This is a genomic window from Alkalidesulfovibrio alkalitolerans DSM 16529, from assembly GCF_000422245.1.
GTDB classification, from domain to species: Bacteria; Desulfobacterota; Desulfovibrionia; order Desulfovibrionales; family Desulfovibrionaceae; genus Alkalidesulfovibrio; species Alkalidesulfovibrio alkalitolerans.
The window spans coordinates 1-17,375 of record NZ_ATHI01000005.1 but is presented as its reverse complement, the minus strand read 5'-3'; the positions used below and the strand labels follow the sequence as shown (position 1 = coordinate 17,375).

The following is a 17,375-nucleotide window of genomic DNA, read 5'->3' as shown; positions in this document are numbered from 1 at the left end:
GAAAATTGACCGGATTGTCCGCTACTTCTGCCGCCAAGCTCCGTTGTCTTCCTGAATCCACCAGCCCGACTGGGCTTTGTCGCGCCAGGTGCGGGCGAAGACGGCCTGGACCCGGCCCGTCTCCGTGGTGTTCAGCGCCTTGGCCACTTCCGCGTAGAGGTTCCTGCGCGCGGCGTTGTCGGCCGCGATGATCCGTTGCACCGAGGCCACCTGCTGCACCGAGAGACCGTCGTTGTTGCGAAGCGCGAGCGAGCCGTCCGCAGCGATGCCCACGTTGCCCGAATTGTAGAAGGGGACGAGCTGCTGGTGGTTCTGGGCGATCTGGTCCTTGAGCCCCCTGATGGCGGCGTTGCTGACGGTGGTCTCCTGCTGGGCGTGGGCCACGGCCGGGGAGACGAGGGAAGCCAGCATCCGCGCCAGGGAACTGCTCGGCGGCACGCCTTGCGGGGCGGCATTCTCGCCTTCGGGCGCGGCGTACACGTCCTCCACGATCTGGTCGGCGGTTTTGCTGACCTCGGCGGCCGGGAAATAGATGTTCACCGTGACGCAGGCGCCGACGAAAAGGAGCGCCACGAGCGCCGCCATGCTCCTGGAAATCTTGCGGATCATACTTCCTCCCTGGTTTTGGGATCGTCTTTCCGAACGCCCTGCTCGGTCGGGGCCGACTGCAAGACTCGCCGCACGCGCTCCACCATGTCCGAGAACGAGATGCGGTTGTCGGGGTTGCTGTTGACGACGTTGATGCCGAACATCGGCGGCCTCTTGATCAGATACTCCACTCCCGCCTCGCGGATCAAGCCGCGCACGCTGAAGACGTCGTTTTTCAGGATCAGGTGGACGCCCAAGGCCTCGTAGCCGAATTCCCGGAAGAACGAGGCGAAAAGCCCCACACCCGAGATGCCCTCGCCCGTGCCCACCACGGAGATCGAGTTGACCGCATTGAGGCTCACGAGTTGGGGCACGCCGTCCGTGGGCACGCTGCGGATACGCATGTCGAAGCCTTGCGGCTGGCCGAAGGACACAAGAAAGTCCTCCACGTCGATATCCAGGCGGCCGGTGACGCGGCCAATGCCCAGCGCCAGGGACAACCGCTCCATGTCCAGCCCGCGCAGGCGCGCGGCCGAACAGCCCGCGACCCGGTTGCGGGCCAGGGGGTTGTCCGCGAAGATTCCGTCCACGCTGAACGCGCCGCCGTAGAGCGCGCCCGCTACGGAGCCGTCCGCGTCCAGCCGCTCGCGGGTCAGAGTCACGCTCTCGAACGCGGCCTCGATGCGTCCTTCGAGCGGGGCCTGCTCGGTGCCAAGGAACGCCAGGTCGCCGTCTTCGAGCACGGCCGCGAGCGAAGCCTGGAAATCCGCGGACAATGGCTCGCGGACGCGGATGCGCGAGAGCGAAAGCGCTCCGCCCAGAAGCGGCGCGCGCAACGTCCCGTCGATGCGCAAAATGTTGGGAGCGAGGTCTATGGCGGCGGAGACGCTTCGCGTCTCGCCGGAAGGGATGGCGAGCGAGTCGATGGAAAGCCGCCCGCGCGCCACGTCGTCGGCCGCGTCCGGGGCGGGCGCTCCGAAGACGTAGTTCAGCGGCATGTCCAGCGTAAGGCCACGCACCGCAAGCCTCGCGGGCTCGTAGTCCAGGAAGCCGTCTTCGAGTCCCAGGCGTCCCGTGATCGCGGTGCCGTCGTCCGCGTGGCCTTGGATGTAAAGACTCAGAGTGGGCGCGCCCATGACGTGGAGTTGGGCGAGATCCGGGTTCGAGACGGAGTTGGGGTCCGTGACGAAGGTTTTGAGCAGTTCCGGCAGGTCGGCCTGCAGCAGCCGAAGCCCCAGGCCCCAGTCGAGGCCGCCCTGGGCGGCCCTGCGGGCGATGCCGTGGCTGAATCCGACCCGGGCCAGCCCGCCCAGGGCCATCTCGCCGCGCGCCTCGCGCACATCGTCGAAACCATGGAGGTCGCCGTTCATGGAGAGGGAAAAGGGGGTCTGCGCCAGATCGAGGTAGATGGTGCCGTACAGGACCTCGCCCCTTCCAAGGCGCAGGCGGGCCTCGGCCGAGTCCGGTCCGGCCAGGGGAAGGGCCAAGTCGAGCGCCCCGCTCAGGCCGTCCGCGAGCCACTGGCCGTCCGGGGTCGCGAATCCCGCCTTGTCCACGCGCACGGCGCAGGCCGCCCTTGCCCCATGCGCGCCGGGCTGCACGCGGACGTCCAGGCGGGCGTGGCCAGAAAGCGGCGGCAGGGCTTCCTCGACAAGGCCGAGATCGAGCGCGAGCGCGGCCAGCGCGGCGAGCTGGATCTCCCCGCTTGCAAGGCGCGCGCGGGTTTGGCCGGGCTCTTCGGGCCGCACGGCCGCCTCGCCCGTGAAGCGGCCAAGCCGTTCCTCGCGCAGGACGACCTCTCGCGCGAAGAGCGTCCCGTCCGCCTCGCGCGCAAGCGCGGCCTTGATCTCGGCGGCTCCGAGCGGCAGCGCCTCGCCATCCATGATCACGCCCTTGGCGGGCAGCGCAAGGCGAAGATCGGGCACGGCCGGGGCATCGAGGGTTCCGCCGAGCCGGGCGAGCGCATCGAGCCCGCGCAGGGCCACGCCGCCGAAATCCGCGTCGCCGCGAAGCCGCAGGTCGCCGTCCAGCTCCCATTCCTCGCCCGGGGAGCCGCGAAGGACCGGGGAGCCCGATACGTCTAACCTGAGCCCGAACCGCGGCCAGTCGAGCGAGAGCCTGTCCGGGGCAAGGCCAAGGGCCAGACGCGCGCCGTCCAGGGTCATGGCCGTGTCCAGCGCGCCGCGCGGCTCCATGTCGCGCAGGTCGGCCGGAACGAGGCCGCCCAGCAGCGCGAACGCGGCCGCGAGGTCGTCGATCCGGCCGCTGCCCTCGGCCGCGGAGAATCCGTCCGGCCCGCCTTCGCCTCGGCCTTTCAGGCTGGCCAGCCCCTCGGCCGCGAGAGTCAGGCCGGGGACGTGGAACGCGCCGTCCGCCAGGTTGAGGGTCGCGGCGGCTGTGGCGCTCACGGCGGGCAGGTCGCGCGCCGCGCCATCGGGCAGGACCACGCGCAGGCCGTTTGCGGTCAGGCTCAGGGAGGGGATGTCCAGGGTTTCGCCTTGCCTGCGCAACGAAATAGCGGTCTCGAAGTTGCCCGAGGCCGTGGCCGTGCGCAGCTCTGCGTCCAGCAGGGAAAGGGTTGCGTCGACGTCGAGGTCCGGCCAGACTACTCCCCCGGCGGACAAAAGTCCGGAGACAGCCGTCTCCCGCGTCTCGTCCGTGAAAGTCGGGCGAGCTGTGAGGCTGAACGGCCGTTCGCCGTCCGGGCCGCCCGGCTCCAGCGCGAGGTCGAGGTCCGCCACGGCAAATACGCCGTTGGCAAAGGCGAGCCGCGCGCCTCCGTCGATGATCCGCAGGCGGCCCAGGGCCGAAAGCACCTCCTGCCAGGTGAAGGGTTCCCCTGGTGTCTCGTCCGGTTCACGGGCAAGCGCGATCTCCGCGCGCGGCTGCCACAGTTCGACCTCGGCGAACCAGGGGCCGTGCGGCCATTCGCCGGGCGCGGCCGTGACGGCCAGTCGTTCCAGCCGCAGATGGACGCGAAGCGTTTCGCCGTCCACGGCCGACGGGTCGTTGTCGAAATAGAGTTCGCGGACTTCCAGGCGCAAGGGTGAAATCGAGAGGTCCAGGTGGCCGATGGACAGTTCCATGCCTGCGGTCCTGGCCGCGTTCTGCGCGATGGGGACCACGAGATCGGGGTTCCTGGTGACGAGGGCGAGCGCCAGGACAAGAGCGGCGACGAGAAGGAGCAGCAGCGCGGCCGACCACAGGGCCATGCGGCGCACGAGGCGCTTGCGCGGGCTTGCGGGCTTTTGGGGGCCGTGTCCGGCGTCGTCGCCGGAGAGGGGGGCCGCCTTTTCGGGGGCGGCGTGCGTCGGGTCGTCGCGCATGTCCAGACCCTAGCAGATTGCGCGCGAAAGAGAAGCGCCGGGCGCGGCGCAAAGCCTCCCGGCGCTTCCCGTTCGCGTTGCCTGGCCGCGCGTCTGCGCGGCGCGCGTTCAGCCGCGCAGCACCTGGCCGGAGAGGGTCTGGTTCTGGCGGCCGTGTGCGACCTCGATCTCGCCGTTGACGCAGACCAGGCGAATCCCGCTGGGATGGGAGCGGGGCGCTGTGTAGGTCGCGGTGTCGGCGACGGCTTCGGGGTCGAAGGCCACCAGGTCGGCCTTGCGGCCCGGTTCGAGCACGCCCCTGTCCGAAAGGCCGAAGACCTCGGCCGCCTTGCCGGTCATCTTGCGCACCGCCTCCTCGAGCGAGAGGACGCGGCGTTCGCGCACGTAGTGCCCAAGAACGCGGGCGAACGCGCCGAAGGCCCTGGGGTGCGGGGTGCCGTGCAGCAGGCCGTCGGTGCAGACGTTCATCTCCGGCCGTTGCATGAAGGTCTCGACATGCTCCTCGATGCCGTAGAAATCGACCATGCCCACGGCGTTTTGCTCTGCGAGCAGAATATCCATGGCTGCATCCAGGGGGTCGGCGCCGAGCGCCTCGCCGATCTGGTCGAGGTTCTTGCCCACGGTCCAGGCGTTGCCCGCAGTGCGCACCGAGGTCACGAAGATGCCGTCCGTGCCCGCGAAGTCCACGAAGTTGTCCCAGCCCGGCAGGCCGCTTGCGATGTCGCGCCGCATGCGGGCGCGCTCGCCCGGATCGGCCAGACGGGCCAAGAGCCTGTCCGTGCCGCCGTCGTGCGCCCAGGGCGGCAGGATCACCGAGAGCATGGTCGAGCCTGCCGTGTAGGGGTACTGGTCGAAGGACACGGCGATGCCCTCGGCGTGCGCCGCGTCGAGCAGGGCCAGCAGGGGGTCGAACTTGGCCGCGTTGTTCTTGCCGCACAGCTTGAAGTGCGAGAAGTGGACGTGCACGCTGGTCTCGCGGCCGAGCGACAGGACCTCCTCCATGGAGGCCAGGATGTCGTCGGCCTCGCTGCGCTGGTGGATGACCAGGGGCTTTTTGCGCCGCGCGGCCACGGCGCACAAAGCCGAAAGCTCGCGCCGGTCGGCGTAGGCGCAGGGGATGTAGATGAGGCCCGTGGAGAAGCCCAGCGCCCCGGCGTCGAACTCGCGCTCCAGGATGTCGGCCATGGCCTTTACCTGGGCTTCGCTCGCCGTACGGGCGTCAAGGCCCATGGCCTCCATACGCACGTTGCCGTGCGGAACCAGGCAGCCCGCGTTGGGGCCGATGCCATGTTCGGCGAGCAGGGAGAGGTAGCCGTCCATGGTCTCCCAGTCCCAGCCGATCTCGTCCGAGTCGCCGTCGAGCCCGGCGAGGTTCTTGCGCCAGGGGCCGACGTAGGCCTTGGGCAGGGGGGCCATGGCGATGCCGTCCTGGCCGAGGATTTCGGTGGTCACGCCCTGCCTGAGCTTGGCCGGAACGTGGGGATCGAGGAGCAGCACCAGGTCTGAGTGGCTGTGGGTGTCGATGAAGCCGGGGCAAAGCGCCGCCCCGCCCAGATCGACGATCCTAGCCGCGCTTCCCGCGTCCTCGCGCGACACGTCGAGTCCGGCGATGACGCCGTCGTCCGCGAGCAGCGTTCCGGGCCGCGCCGGGCTGCCCCGGCCGTCCACGAGCAGGGCGTTGACGAAGAGCGTGCGCGCCATGCTCAGGCTCCGAGCAGGCCGCTCATGATGCCCGCGTAGCCGAGCATGCCCAGGCGAAGCTGCTCGATCTCGATGTATTCGTCGATGGTGTGGGCCAGGGTCTCCAGCGACGGGCCGAAGCCGATGGTGGGGATGCCCGCCTCGCCCGCGTAGTGGCTGCCGTTGGTGCAGAAGGCGTAGTGCGAGATGGCGGGCGAAAGCCCGGCCCCGCGCAGCCCGGCCAGGGCCTTCTGCACGAAGTCCGAATCCTGGGGGTAGAGCCAAGCCGGGAAGAAACGTTCGCCCTCGATAGTGGCCCCGGTCCAGCAGGAGGCGCTGGCCCGCGCGAAGGCGGCCGTGGCCGAGAACGAGGGATCGACGGCCGCAAGCTCGGCGATGGCGGCTTCAAAGGGCGCGAGCACGGCCCGCTGGTCCTCGCCCACCAGGATGCGGCGGTCGAAGGTGGCCCGGCACAGGCTCGGCACCACGGACGCGCCGGGGTAGGGCGTGGAGAGGATGTCCGTGCACACGCTGATGCCCTGGCCGAGCACGGGGTGGCTCGCCGGGGGCGTCTGTTCGAGGCGCGTGAGCAGAGCCGCCATCTTGAGCACGGCGTTGACGCCCTTCTCGGGGCTCGCCGAGTGGGCGGGCACGCCCCTGGTCTCGATCACGACCTCGGCCCGGCCGCGCTGGCCGATCTTCAGGTTCAGCTCCGAGGCCTCGCCGATGACCACCACGTCGGGTTTCTCCGCCGCGCTGATCTCACGCGCGGCGATGCCCTCGAAGATCTCCTCGTGACACACGCCGGCGACCACGACCTCTCCGCCGAAGTCGCCGCCCGTGCGGGCGGCGAAGAGGGCCGCGGCCGTGGTCATGGCCGCGAGCGCCCCCTTCATGTCCGAGGCGCCCCGGCCGTAGAGGCGGCCGTTCTCGATCTCGCCGCCGAAGGGATCGTGCGTCCAGGGCGCGGGATCGGGCACGGGCACGGTGTCCATGTGGCCGTCGAAGAGCACCTTGGGACCGGGGCGGTTGCCCTTGATCGTACCGACGACGTTGCCCAGGCGGTCCGTGCGCACCTTGTGAAAGCCCAAGCGCTCCATGGCCTGGGCCAGAACGCCCGCGGCCTCCTTCTCCTCGCCCGAGAGGCTTTGCGCGCGGATGAGATCGCGCGTCAACTCCACCGTCTGTTCGTGCAGGCGCTGTTCGCTCATGCCCTAGCCTTCCGCGAGGATTGTGCCGAGCAGGCCCACGCGATCGTTGAAGTCCGAGATGAGCCTGTCGATCTCGGGCATGGCGCGGGGGATGGACTCCCAGTAGTCCTCGTCGTGCCACTGGGCCTGGATCTCCTCGTAGGTTTTGCCCTGCTGCTCGACCCAGGTGTAGTACTTGAGGTTGTGGACGCGCTTGCGGTCCCAGTGGGAGAGTTCGAGCATGTTGTCCAGGCCCTGGCCGAGCATGTGGCGTTCGAAGGCCACGGCGGCGTCCACCGGCCCGAATTCGCCGCGCGCCTCGCGCATCTCCTCCAGGCGGCTGCCGTACATCTCCATGGAGTCCGTGGCCACGGTGACCACCAGATCGTGCTCGCCGAGCTCGTAGTGCTTGGCGAACTTCACGGCCGCGAGCACGTTGGCCGCGCCGGAGATGCCCAGCAGGTCGAGCTTGTCGATGAGCGCGGCGTCGATGCCGCGTCCGGCCAGGTATTCCTTGCCCGCGGGCTCGTTGAAGAGGCGGATCAGGCTCATGGGCGACTCGTCGGCCACGGCCACGACCATGTCCGTGTTCTTGACGTTGTGAATCCAGGGCACGTGCTTGTCGCCGATGCCCTCGATGCGGTGGTCGCCGAAGCCGTTCATGAGCAGGGTCGGGCATTCCAGGGCCTCGCTCGCGGCGATCCTGGCCCAGGGGTAGCGGGCCTTGATGTAGTCGCCCGAGGCCAGGGTGCCGCCCGAGCCCGTGGCCATGACCACGCCCTTGACGTGGCGCTCGCCGCGCGGTCCGGAAAGCAGGGGGCTGATCGCCTCCTCGATGGCCGGGCCGGTCACGGAGTAGTGCCACAGGTAGTTTCCGAACTCGTCGAACTGGTTGAAGATCACGATGTCGTCGCCGCTTTGCCGCAGCTCCCAGCACTTGTCGAAGATCTCCTTGACGTTGGACTCGGTGCCCGGCGTCTTGATGACTTCTCCGGCCACGGAGTTCAGCCACTCGAAGCGCTCGCGGCTCATGCCTTCGGGCAGGATGGCGATGGAGGCGCAGCCCAGGAGCGCGGAGTCGTAGGCCCCGCCCCGGCAGTAGTTGCCCGTGGAGGGCCAGGCGGCCTTCTGGGTGGTGGGGTCGAACTGGCCGGTGACCAGACGCGGCACGAGGCAGCCGAAGGCCGCGCCGACCTTGTGCGCGCCCGTGGGGAACCACTTGCCCGCCAGGACCACGATGCGGGCCTTCACGCCGGTCAGTTCGGACGGCAGCACGATGTGGTTTACGCCGTTAAAGCCGCCGCCCGAGGCCGTGGGCTCGTTCTTCCAGGTGATGCGGAACAGGTTCAGGGGGTTCAGGTCCCACAGGCCCACGCCCTGCAGGCGGCGGCGGATGGGCTCGGGCACGAGCGAGGGGTCGCGCATCTGGGCCAGGGTGGGGATGACGATGCCGCGCTCGCGGGCGCGCGCCACGGAATGTTCCAGGCGCTGTTCGTTGACGGTCAGGTCGATCATGATGTCCTCTCGATCATTGATTTTCTCGTGAAATTTAACGGGCTGGGCGCGCGGCGGCAAGCGCCTCGTCCAGGAGCCGCTGGTCGGTGAGAATGCCGGGCGACATGGAAATAGTGTGTCTGCCGAGGGCCGCGCAGGCGCGCTCGGCCGCGGCCACGTCCTTCAGGCCGCTGCCCGTGGCCACGATGCAGACCGTCTCGTGCGGCGCGACGAGGCCCTCCGTGGCCGCGCGGCGCAGCCCGGCCAGGGACGCGGCCGCGGCGGGCTCGGCAAAGACGCCGGTGTGCGCGGCCAGGTCGGGGATGGCGCGCAGGATCTCGTCGTCCTCGACGCGCACGAAGGAGCCGCCCGTGCGCACGACGGCGGCCATGGCCTTTATCCTGTCGCGGGGCAGCCCGGCGGAAATGGAGTCGGCCACGGTCTTGGCCTCGATGGGCGCGGCGCGCAGCGGGTCCTGTCCGGTCTCGAAACAGCGGGCCAGAAAGTCGCTGCCCGCCGCCTGCACGCCGTAAAGCCTCGGCATCCGTTCGATCAGGCCGAGCGCGGCAAGGTCGGCGAAGCCCTTGTGCAGCCCGGCGATGATGCAGCCGTCGCCCACGCCCACGAACACGGCGTCGGGCGCTCGCCAGCCCATCTGCTCGCAGATCTCGAAGGCGGCGGTCTTCTTGCCCTCGGCCATGTAGGGGTTGTAGCCGGTGTTGCGGTTGTACCAGCCCATGCGGCGGCAGGCGGCCATGCAGATGTCGAAGGCTTGGTCGTAGGTGCCTTCCACGGCGAAGACCGTGGCCCCGTAGGCCAGAAGCTGGGCGATCTTGGCCTTGGGCGCGGAGGCGGGCACGAAGATCACGCAGGGCGTGCCCGTGGAGGCGGCCATGCCCGCGAGCGCGGCCGCGGCGTTGCCCGTGCTGGCCGTGGCCACGGCGGATGCGCCGCGAAGCCCGGCCAGGGCCACGGCCAGGGCGCTCGCGCGGTCCTTGAACGAGGCCGTGGGCTGGCGCGAGTCGTCCTTGACCAGGACCGTGCCAAGGCCAAGCGCGGCAGCCAGCCGGGGCGCGTCGTACAGCGGCGTCATGCCGGTTTCAAGCGGCGGCACGGGCGCGGACGCGGGCAGCGGCAGAAGCGGCCGGTAGCGCCACATGCCCCTTTCCGTGGAGGCGGCCAGGGCCGCCGGCGTGAAGAATGGGCGGGCGCGTTCGTAGTCGTACTGGACGTCGAGGATGCCCTCGTCGCCGCAGCGCGGGCAGACGTATTCCGCGTCGCGCGGGTCGTGAGACTCGCCGCAGAGCACGCAGCGCAGGGACGTGACGAACGTAGTGTCGAGATTAAGCGGTTGCATGGCGACCATCTATCCCCGCATAGGGCGGGGCGCAACGTGAAATAAGCCGGGCCGTCCCAAAAGCGCCGCCTGCGGGTTTTCCGCAAAAAGCTCAAACCCTCGCGTAGCTTGAACTACGGGTCGGCCTTGGGCTTTTTGTGCGTTTTGCACCCGGCGCCATTTGCACGGCCTGGGGGAAGGAACTTGCCAAAAATCCGGACGCGGGCAGGGCGCGTTCACCCTGCCCGCGCGCCGCGTCATGCTACTTGGAGGCGTCCTCGATGGCCTTCAGGAAGGCGTCGAGCATCTCCTTGCCCTCGGGGCCGTAAGTCTGCTCGATGAAGGCGATCAGCGTGGGCTGCGTGGCCTGGCGGAAGACCTCTTTCTCCTGGGCGGTCAGGGCGTTGACCTGCATGTTCTTGGAGAGCGTGGGCAGGCCGCGCTCGGAGGCCTCGATGGCCCGGGCAAGGCCGCGGCCGGCCACGATGGCCGAGCGGGCGGCGGCCTGCACGATGACCTTCTCCTCGTCGGTCAGGCTGGCCCAGAAGTCCTTGTTCACCACCCACACGTAGGGGGCGAAGAGGTGGTCGGTGAGGGTCAGGTACTTCTGCACTTCGTTGAACTTGGCGAAGGCGATGATGGGAATGGGGTTCATCTGGCCGTCGGCCACGCCGGTCTGCAGCGCGGTGTAGAGCTCGGCCCAGGCGATGGCCGTGGGCTGGCCGCCCATGGTCTCGATGATCTTCTTGTGGGTATCAAGGCCCATGGTGCGGATCTTCAGGCCCTTCATGTCCTCGGGGCTCTTGATGGGGCGCTTGGAGTTGGAGAGCTGGAAGAAGCCGCCCGAGTCGCCGAAGCCCAGCACCTTCATGCCGGTCTTGGCCTCGATGTCCGCGGCCAGCTTCTGGCCGAAGGGACCGTCGAACACGGAGTAGGTCACGGCGATGTTGGGGAAGGCGAAGGGCACGTCGACGATGCCGATCATCGGGTAGAGCGAGGCGAAGCCGCCCACGGAGTGGATGCCGGACTGGATGATGCCCGCGCGCACCTGCTGCAGGACTTCGTTGTCCTTGCCGAGCTGGCCGTTGGGGAAGGTCTGGACCTTGACCGCGCCGTTGGTGCCGGCCTCGACCAGGTTCTTGAAGACCGTGGCCATGGCGCCGGTGGAGTTGTCGAAGGGATCGTCCTGGTTCAGGTGGTGCAGCTTCAGCACCTTGGCGGCCGAGGCGTCGGCGGCCGCGAAGGGCAGGATGCAGGCGCACAGCGCCAGCACGGTCAGGGTCTTGAGCAGGGTCTTCATGAGCAAAGCCTCCTTAAAGGGTTGTCGTGTTCGGTATCGGGTCACATGCCGAGCAACAGCCGGGGGAAGAACATGGCCAGTCCGTCCCAGTAGGTGAGCAGGATCAGGATCAGCACCTGCACGGCTATGAACGGCAGCAAGGCCTTGGATATGCGCTCTATGGACTCGCCCGTGACCGAGGAGAGCACGAAGAGGCAGGCCCCCACGGGCGGCGTCATCAATGATATGTTCAGCGTCAGCACGATCATCAGGCCCGCGTGCACGGGGTGCATGCCGATGGCCATGGTCAGCGTGCCCAGGACCGGCGTGAGGATGATCAGCGCGGCGTTGATGTCCATGAACATGCCCACGCAGATGAGCAGCGCCAGGATGAGCGATTTGATGACCCACGGCTCGTGCGAGATCGAGAGGAAGAGATCCGCGATCTGCTGCGGGATCTGCATGAAGGTCATCCACCAGCTCAGGATCGAGGCCGAGGCGATGATCAGGAAGACCACGCCCGTGATGCGCGCCGTGCGCATGAGCATCTGGACCATGTCGTGCATGCGCAGGTTGCGCTCCACGACCACGCCGATGAACAGGGCGTAGAACACGGCGATGGACGCGGCCTCCGTGGGCGTGACGATGCCGCCGAGGATGCCGCCCAGGATGATGGCGGGCATGACCAGGGCGATGATCGCGCCCTTGAAGTTCCTAAGGATCAGGGAAAGGCTCGGCCCGGACTGGCTCTTGGGCAGGCCCAGCCTGCGGCCCATGGCCGCGATCAGGGCCATGCAGAACAGGCAGATGAGCAGGCCGGGCAGGATTCCGGCCGCAAAGAGTCCGGCGATGGAGACGCCCGCCAGCGACCCGTAAATGACCATCAGGTTGGAGGGCGGGATGGTGGGGCCGATGATCGAGCCCGCGGCCGTGACCGCGCAGGCGAAGGGGCGCTTGTAGCCCTGCTTGACCATGGCCGGAACCAGGGTGTTGCCGAAGGCGGCGGCGTCCGAGACGGCCGCGCCGGTCATGCCCGCGAAGAGTACCGAGGCGATCATGTTGGAGTGGGCCAGGCCGCCGCGCAGGTAGCCGACCAGGGCGTCAGCGAAGTTGGCCAGGCGCTGGGTCATGCCCACGCGGTTCATGATCTCGCCCGCGAGGATGAAGAAGGGCATGGCCATGAAGGTGAACATGTCCAAGCCCTCGAAGAAGCGCTTGGGGGCCATGGCCAGAAAGCTCGTCCCGCCGATCTGGGTCAGGCCCACGACCCCGGCCATGCCGAGCACGAAGCCGATGGGCACGCCCAGGAGCATCAGGCCGAAGAAAGTGATGACGACGAAGGTCACTGGCGCGCCTCCTTCTCGATGAAGAGAGGCGTTATGCGCGCGCCGTCGCGCACCATGCAGACGACGATCTGCATGGCCGTGAGCCCGCAGGAGACCGGCACGGAAAGAAACGGCACGAGCATGGTCATGCCGAAGATAGTGGCGAACTGGCCCGCGCCCTGGCGGGCCATTTCGATGCCGTAGTAGGCCATGAAGACGAAGAAGGCCAGGCCGAGCAGGTCGAGGGTGAGCCTGAGCCCTGGCTGCCAGGAGATGGGAAAGCGCGAGAAGAGGATGTCCAGGCCGATGTGCTCGCGGCGGTAGGCGCACACCGGCACGGCCAGGAGCGCGGCCCAGATCATCACGTAGCGGGCCAGCTCCTCGGCCCAGGTCATGCCCCAGTGCAGGTAGTAGCGTTCCACGACGCCGAACCAGACGATGCCGATCATGGCCGCCACGAGTAGGGCGCAGACTCGTTCGAGCAGCCAGTTGAGGCGGTACCCGAACCGTTCGACCGCGCTGGCGAGCGGCGAATGTCCGGAGCCGTTGTCATGTGTCATGCGGTCGATACCTTTCCTTGAAAATGGACGTCGCCGCGCGTGCGTTCCGGCGGCGACGAGGTCAGGGCGGGAGCACAAAGCATACCAGCGAAAAAGTCAAGCATTTCAATGAGTGGGCCGCGCGAAGTTTTACAAAAGTGCAATCATTCCAAGCGCGGTTGACTCATTTTTGGCAAGACGCGGTGCCAGATATCTGGGAATGGGTGGCGGGTGGTGGAGGTGCCGCCAGGAAGTGCGGAAGGTGGTTGCGGCGAGACAGCGATTTGACAAGGCAGGCCGTGCGGGATGAAATTGATGAGAGTTTGGCGTGGTGTCCCTCAAATTGAATGGAACAAGCCGGGGCGTCGTCCGAAAACTTAGCTAGCCGACAGTACGCACCCCCGTCGGAAACTTTGTATTTGCCCTTGGGAGGCTGGCTTGACAATTCCAAGACTTAAAGTTGCTTTTGCAAGGAGTTAAGAGGTTTATGGGGTGTGTAAATAGTGTATACTCGCCGCCGATTTTCTCTTCCCGAAGGCATCGACCGCTCTTTTGCTAATTGCTAATGATTCAGGAGTGATGGCGGTGGATGTGACAAAAATGCGGCACACGGCGGAGTGACTTTCCGCGCCACCAATGCAGAGAGGGATACCAGCCTATTTGACTGATATCCCTCTTAAATTTGGCGCGCCCGGCACGATTCGAACGTGCGACCAACGGATTCGTAGTCCTGTGGCTGAAGCAAGGTCCGGCGGAAGATTCGCTTGGAATAATCCTAGCATCTTGGGTAGTTATCACTGCCTGAATCAAAGAACCTGCCGACCTGTGAGAGCCGGTGTGACCAGGGTGTGACAGTCAAATCCGCCCTGTTCTTCGTCTCATAACCCATTGAGGGAGAGCCTTCAATATCGTTTCGAAATCCGGCCAATTTGCAGGGCGGCTGTCAAACCGTCGAGCCTTTGAGGATGGGAAGGGACTCGGTTTCGATATATCCCGGCGCTGTATCGACTGGCTCTTAGCCCTTGTGGGAGTAGGGCTATGCTGACATTTTTTGATACTATCTATGAGAATATCGGAGGGTTCAATACTACCTGAACTACCTCCCCACATACCACATGGAAGGTAATGGGTATAGCTGTAACCCGCCCCGGCTAGGCTGCGATCTGGACAGTGATGACCGCTCCATTTAGTACCTCGGCACTTGAGGCTTTCATGTGTTCCCAAAGCTGATCCTTGTGGCGCTCCTGGCAAACGAAGCCGTCGTGTATCGGAATGATTGGCAAGCCATCGCTCACCATTTTGTCCATGACCTTGAATGCAATTTCGCTCTCGTACCACATCGCCCGTGTCCCAAATCCAGTGAAGAAGAATTCCTGAACTTCATTCGGGAGATTGGAAAGGGCCTTGTCAAGGCATTCTTCGAGCACTGCGTAAGGAGTATCATCAGCGGCGTTGTCATATACGGAGTAGTTTTGACCGCTTAGAGATGAGTAACGCTTCGTCTTCTGTAACTCGCTCCGAGTGGCTAGTATGGTGGAATGTCGGGTGTTGCAGTTCAGCGCCGTATTGACGAGGCGCTTAACCGTCTGTCGTTCCACCGGGCATCCATCCCAGGTGTACGGGTCGAAAGATGGAGGCGGTATATCAAGCCCCTTGAGCGCGTACAGGAGCGATACATTGAAGCTCTTGAAGTCAAGTTCGGCGATGGGTTCACCCCCAAACCTGACGTATTCTCCCCGACGCAAGGCTTTCGGGAAATCCTGAAGGCGATGACCGAAGAACCTTCCGCCATGCTGCTTGTCGCCTGAGAAGGAGCGGAAAAGGGTGGTTCTGGTGCGGTCAAGTTCCTTTCTACCCAGGTGGTCGAATGCCTCTTGGACGGCTACCGGGGCTTGCCGGATGGCCGCAATGTCAAAAGTCACGGGATTAATCCAGAGCAATTGATTCACCTTTTGGATTCGGCGACCGTGCTCTTGCTCATCTTTACCTAAGCGACCCTGGGGGAGAGGACGCTTTGTCTTAGGGTTTCTGACATGAATTATCCTTTCCGCCGCCGCGCCGCGCTTGTACCATTCCGGCATGAGTCCCATTGAATCCCATAGCTTCACAAGCGACGGGGTTGCAGTCCAAAAGGTAGGAGTGGTCCACGCTTTCCTATTGAAAGGAGTGGAGTGCTTGCGGGCTTCATACTCCATTACCAATCCTGACGCTTTCATTCCCGAAAAAATGGCGCTTGATCGTTGAGCAGTGAAGCCCATGCGGGCGAGTGGTCTTCCCTTTCTATAAGACCGTGGAGAATTTGGAATTGCTACTGCTCATTTATCGCCTCGCGTGGAGTGTGTAGCAATCGTGGTCCCTATCTGACAAGCTTGGAAGTTCAAGCAGCTTAGCATGTCGTCAGTCGGGGCGGAAATGGGAGGTAGTAGTGGAGGCAGTCTGCCGCGCCTGCAATGTGGTATATGTGTTAACAGGCCGGGGCATGAATTTCGAGGAAAAGCGAACAGGTACGCGCAAAAAACGATATATCATACCATTTTAGTCCGAAAAAACAAAGGAAGGGCCAGCCCGACCGAGCCAGCCCGTGAACACTTACCTTCCGCTGGTTATGTCTCCTGGCGTATCTCGTGCTCATGGAGCGGAGTAGCATAGATCAACCCTGCCGCTTCCTGTAGCAAAGTGACAAACTGCCCGTGGATGGATTCGAGACGCTGCTGTGCTTCCGGGGTTAGGTGAGCGATAGGGAAGAACCTCAACCCGCCTTCGTTGTGCTTGCCTGTCTTCATAAGTAGGGTGTTCTGTTCCCGCTCAATACCGAACTCCCGAACGTCATGCCCGTGCTCCATAATCACATGAATGCCCCCGACTTTGTGTCCCATGAGCGTAGTCCTTTGTGTTGAATGGTTTTACCACTCTCCCCTTGTAGCACGGAACTTCGGACTGTCAATGAAAATTTAATATACCAACTATTCGGTAGTTGGTAGTTGACAGGATGTTCCAGCTTACGGCCTTCAACAGGACAATTTCTTTAGATACTGTCCTTGACTTTACCCCTCAGCCCTTGCTATCACTAGCTTAAAGCCGAATAGTTTTGAAGGGAGAAGGACGTGGAAGCGTATGGGTATCTTCGGGTTTCTGGCCGGGGCCAGATCGAGGGCGACGGATTCAGACGGCAGCGGGAAACTATCGAGGAATACGCCGTGCGCCACGGTATGGAGCTTGTCGAGTTCTTCGAGGAAGCGGGTATCTCCGGGACCACGGACGAAACCGAAAGGCCAGCCTTCAAGAGCATGGTATCCGCCATCCTGAGAAACGGCGTCCGCGTGATCGTGGTAGAGGGTCTGGATAGGCTAGCGAGGGAATACCGGGTTCAGGAACAGCTTGCTATCTTCCTGGCGTCCAAGGGAATCAAGCTCATATCGGCCAGGACCGAAGAGGACGTTACCGCCGCAATCATGGGCGATCCCATGAAGAAAGCTCTTGTCCAGGTTCAGGGCGTGTTCGCCGAGCTTGAGCGTAGCTTGCTGGTAAAGAAGCTCAGGTCTGCCAGGGAGGCGGTCAGGGATAGGGAGGGTAAATGCGAGGGCCGCAAGTCCTTGGCCGAGGTAGCCCCGGAAGTCCTGGGAACGATCAAGAGACTTCGCCGGAAACGTCCGAAGCAAGGGAGGCGAACCTACAAAGAGATTGCCGCCATCCTGAACGAACAAGGGGTGACAACTACCAGCGGGAAGGCTTGGTCTTCGGAGAACGTGCGCAAAGTCTGTGAACGAATGGGGTAGCCCCTTTGGTTTTGAAAAGATGGAACGAGGGGGGTACACGGGGAAAATTTGGCCGCGAGGCGTTTTCGGGTAGCCCTTCAGAAATTTGCCCCGGAATTTTGTCGCCTGGTTTGACGCATCCTTTGAACAGAGGGCGAGGTAAGGGGTACTGCCCCAGGAACGATCCTAGAGGCCAAAATCGTCCGTGAGAGGGGGGTTTTGAATCGTAATCTGGCCCCCCCCTTATACCCACGTTCTACAACCTAATGCGCCGACCTCGCTCGATTGGGGTTCTTACCCATCCGGTACGGGTAAAGCTGGCAGGTCTTGAGTTGGCAGGTCCGAGCCGCAGAAGGGCTACCTCCGACACAATGAAGGCAATGCTCTCGGCAAGTTTGGACGGCGGAAAAGGGTTGGTCGTCTTTCGGGGTGTGTCCATGTCGCGCCCGATGGCTTGGACAATCTTTGGCCGTACAGCTAGTGACCATACGGGCGTATCCATTCATGCAACCATCAACGCAATGTCTGCGGATGGCCTCAAGTGGACTTGGGTTTTTCTCTTTGTTCATCTTTCTCCTTGTTGAGGGTGTTTGGGATTTTTGGGGCGGCCAAGTGGAGCGATCACCTTCGGCATGGTAACGAGTTTACGGAGTGCTTCAATGGCTGACGAGCGCGGGGCGATTTCGGGAACCCCAACGGATTTTTCCGCCAAAATTCGACCGCCTGTTTACTCCTAGCGAGGTCTGGTAGACAAAGGTGAGGAGGAACGATTCTAGAGGGCAAAACCGCCCGTGAGAGGGGGTTTCTGACTACTCCTGGTGTGGGGTGTCGTTGGGCGCCGTTGGTGGTGGTGGTGGTGGTGG

12 protein-coding genes are annotated in these 17,375 nt (G+C 64.6%); 1 reads left to right on the top strand and 11 read right to left on the bottom strand.

Annotated elements, in window-relative coordinates:
- Positions 1-21 precede the first annotated feature (21 nt).
- The 11 genes from DSAT_RS15545 to DSAT_RS03005 all read right to left on the bottom strand — a co-directional run bounded on the left by DSAT_RS15545 (position 22) and on the right by DSAT_RS03005 (position 15,633).
- On the bottom strand, positions 22-609 hold the full coding sequence (locus DSAT_RS15545) for a DUF1318 domain-containing protein (RefSeq protein WP_020886119.1): 588 nt from the start codon (positions 607-609) through the stop codon (positions 22-24).
- Positions 606-3,914 (bottom strand): hypothetical protein, encoded by a 3,309-nt coding sequence (locus DSAT_RS15540; protein ID WP_020886118.1) that lies wholly within the window; start codon positions 3,912-3,914, stop codon positions 606-608. The genes DSAT_RS15545 and DSAT_RS15540 overlap by 4 nt, the downstream gene beginning before the upstream one ends.
- A 108-nt stretch (positions 3,915-4,022) precedes the next feature.
- The gene (locus DSAT_RS03045; RefSeq protein WP_020886117.1) at positions 4,023-5,615 is read right to left on the bottom strand and encodes an N-acyl-D-amino-acid deacylase family protein; all 1,593 of its coding nucleotides are present in this window, start codon (positions 5,613-5,615) and stop codon (positions 4,023-4,025) included.
- A gap of 2 nt (positions 5,616-5,617) precedes the next feature.
- Positions 5,618-6,805 carry a YgeY family selenium metabolism-linked hydrolase gene (locus DSAT_RS03040; RefSeq protein WP_020886116.1) on the bottom strand — a complete coding sequence of 396 codons (1,188 nt, stop codon included), beginning with the start codon at positions 6,803-6,805 and terminating at the stop codon, positions 5,618-5,620.
- 3 nt (positions 6,806-6,808) lie between these two features.
- The gene (locus DSAT_RS03035; RefSeq protein WP_020886115.1) at positions 6,809-8,299 is read right to left on the bottom strand and encodes a pyridoxal-phosphate dependent enzyme; all 1,491 of its coding nucleotides are present in this window, start codon (positions 8,297-8,299) and stop codon (positions 6,809-6,811) included.
- A gap of 34 nt (positions 8,300-8,333) precedes the next feature.
- Complete coding sequence (gene thrC, locus DSAT_RS03030; RefSeq protein ID WP_020886114.1) at positions 8,334-9,635, bottom strand: threonine synthase; 1,302 nt, start codon at positions 9,633-9,635, stop codon at positions 8,334-8,336.
- A gap of 241 nt (positions 9,636-9,876) precedes the next feature.
- Positions 9,877-10,914, bottom strand: coding sequence for a TRAP transporter substrate-binding protein (locus DSAT_RS03025; RefSeq protein ID WP_020886113.1), 1,038 nt, complete (start codon positions 10,912-10,914; stop codon positions 9,877-9,879).
- Between the two features lie 41 nt (positions 10,915-10,955).
- Complete coding sequence (locus tag DSAT_RS03020; protein WP_020886112.1) at positions 10,956-12,239, bottom strand: TRAP transporter large permease; 1,284 nt, start codon at positions 12,237-12,239, stop codon at positions 10,956-10,958.
- A complete protein-coding gene (locus tag DSAT_RS03015; protein WP_020886111.1) occupies positions 12,236-12,778 on the bottom strand; it encodes a TRAP transporter small permease in 543 nt (180 codons plus the stop codon). The genes DSAT_RS03020 and DSAT_RS03015 overlap by 4 nt, the downstream gene beginning before the upstream one ends.
- A 1,130-nt stretch (positions 12,779-13,908) precedes the next feature.
- Positions 13,909-15,015, bottom strand: coding sequence for a hypothetical protein (locus tag DSAT_RS03010; protein WP_161656089.1), 1,107 nt, complete (start codon positions 15,013-15,015; stop codon positions 13,909-13,911).
- A gap of 345 nt (positions 15,016-15,360) precedes the next feature.
- Complete coding sequence (locus DSAT_RS03005) at positions 15,361-15,633, bottom strand: hypothetical protein (protein ID WP_020886109.1); 273 nt, start codon at positions 15,631-15,633, stop codon at positions 15,361-15,363.
- A 228-nt stretch (positions 15,634-15,861) separates the two neighbouring features.
- On the opposite strand from DSAT_RS03005, the gene DSAT_RS03000 reads away from it, so the two are divergent.
- On the top strand, positions 15,862-16,533 hold the full coding sequence (locus DSAT_RS03000; protein ID WP_020886108.1) for a recombinase family protein: 672 nt from the start codon (positions 15,862-15,864) through the stop codon (positions 16,531-16,533).
- Positions 16,534-17,375: the final 842 nt, after the last annotated feature.

Excerpts from the sequence above, each read along its gene's own strand:
- DSAT_RS03010 (WP_161656089.1), bottom strand. The coding sequence starts at position 15,015 with ATGGGCTTCACTGCTCAACGATCAAGCGCCATTTTTTCGGGAATGAAA.
- DSAT_RS03025 (WP_020886113.1), bottom strand. The coding sequence starts at position 10,914 with ATGAAGACCCTGCTCAAGACCCTGACCGTGCTGGCGCTGTGCGCCTGC.
- DSAT_RS03015 (WP_020886111.1), bottom strand. The coding sequence starts at position 12,778 with ATGACACATGACAACGGCTCCGGACATTCGCCGCTCGCCAGCGCGGTC.
- DSAT_RS15540 (WP_020886118.1), bottom strand. The coding sequence starts at position 3,914 with ATGCGCGACGACCCGACGCACGCCGCCCCCGAAAAGGCGGCCCCCCTC.
- DSAT_RS03035 (WP_020886115.1), bottom strand. The coding sequence starts at position 8,299 with ATGATCGACCTGACCGTCAACGAACAGCGCCTGGAACATTCCGTGGCG.
- DSAT_RS03005 (WP_020886109.1), bottom strand. The coding sequence starts at position 15,633 with ATGGGACACAAAGTCGGGGGCATTCATGTGATTATGGAGCACGGGCAT.
- DSAT_RS03040 (WP_020886116.1), bottom strand. The coding sequence starts at position 6,805 with ATGAGCGAACAGCGCCTGCACGAACAGACGGTGGAGTTGACGCGCGAT.
- thrC (WP_020886114.1), bottom strand. The coding sequence starts at position 9,635 with ATGCAACCGCTTAATCTCGACACTACGTTCGTCACGTCCCTGCGCTGC.
- DSAT_RS15545 (WP_020886119.1), bottom strand. The coding sequence starts at position 609 with ATGATCCGCAAGATTTCCAGGAGCATGGCGGCGCTCGTGGCGCTCCTT.
- DSAT_RS03045 (WP_020886117.1), bottom strand. The coding sequence starts at position 5,615 with ATGGCGCGCACGCTCTTCGTCAACGCCCTGCTCGTGGACGGCCGGGGC.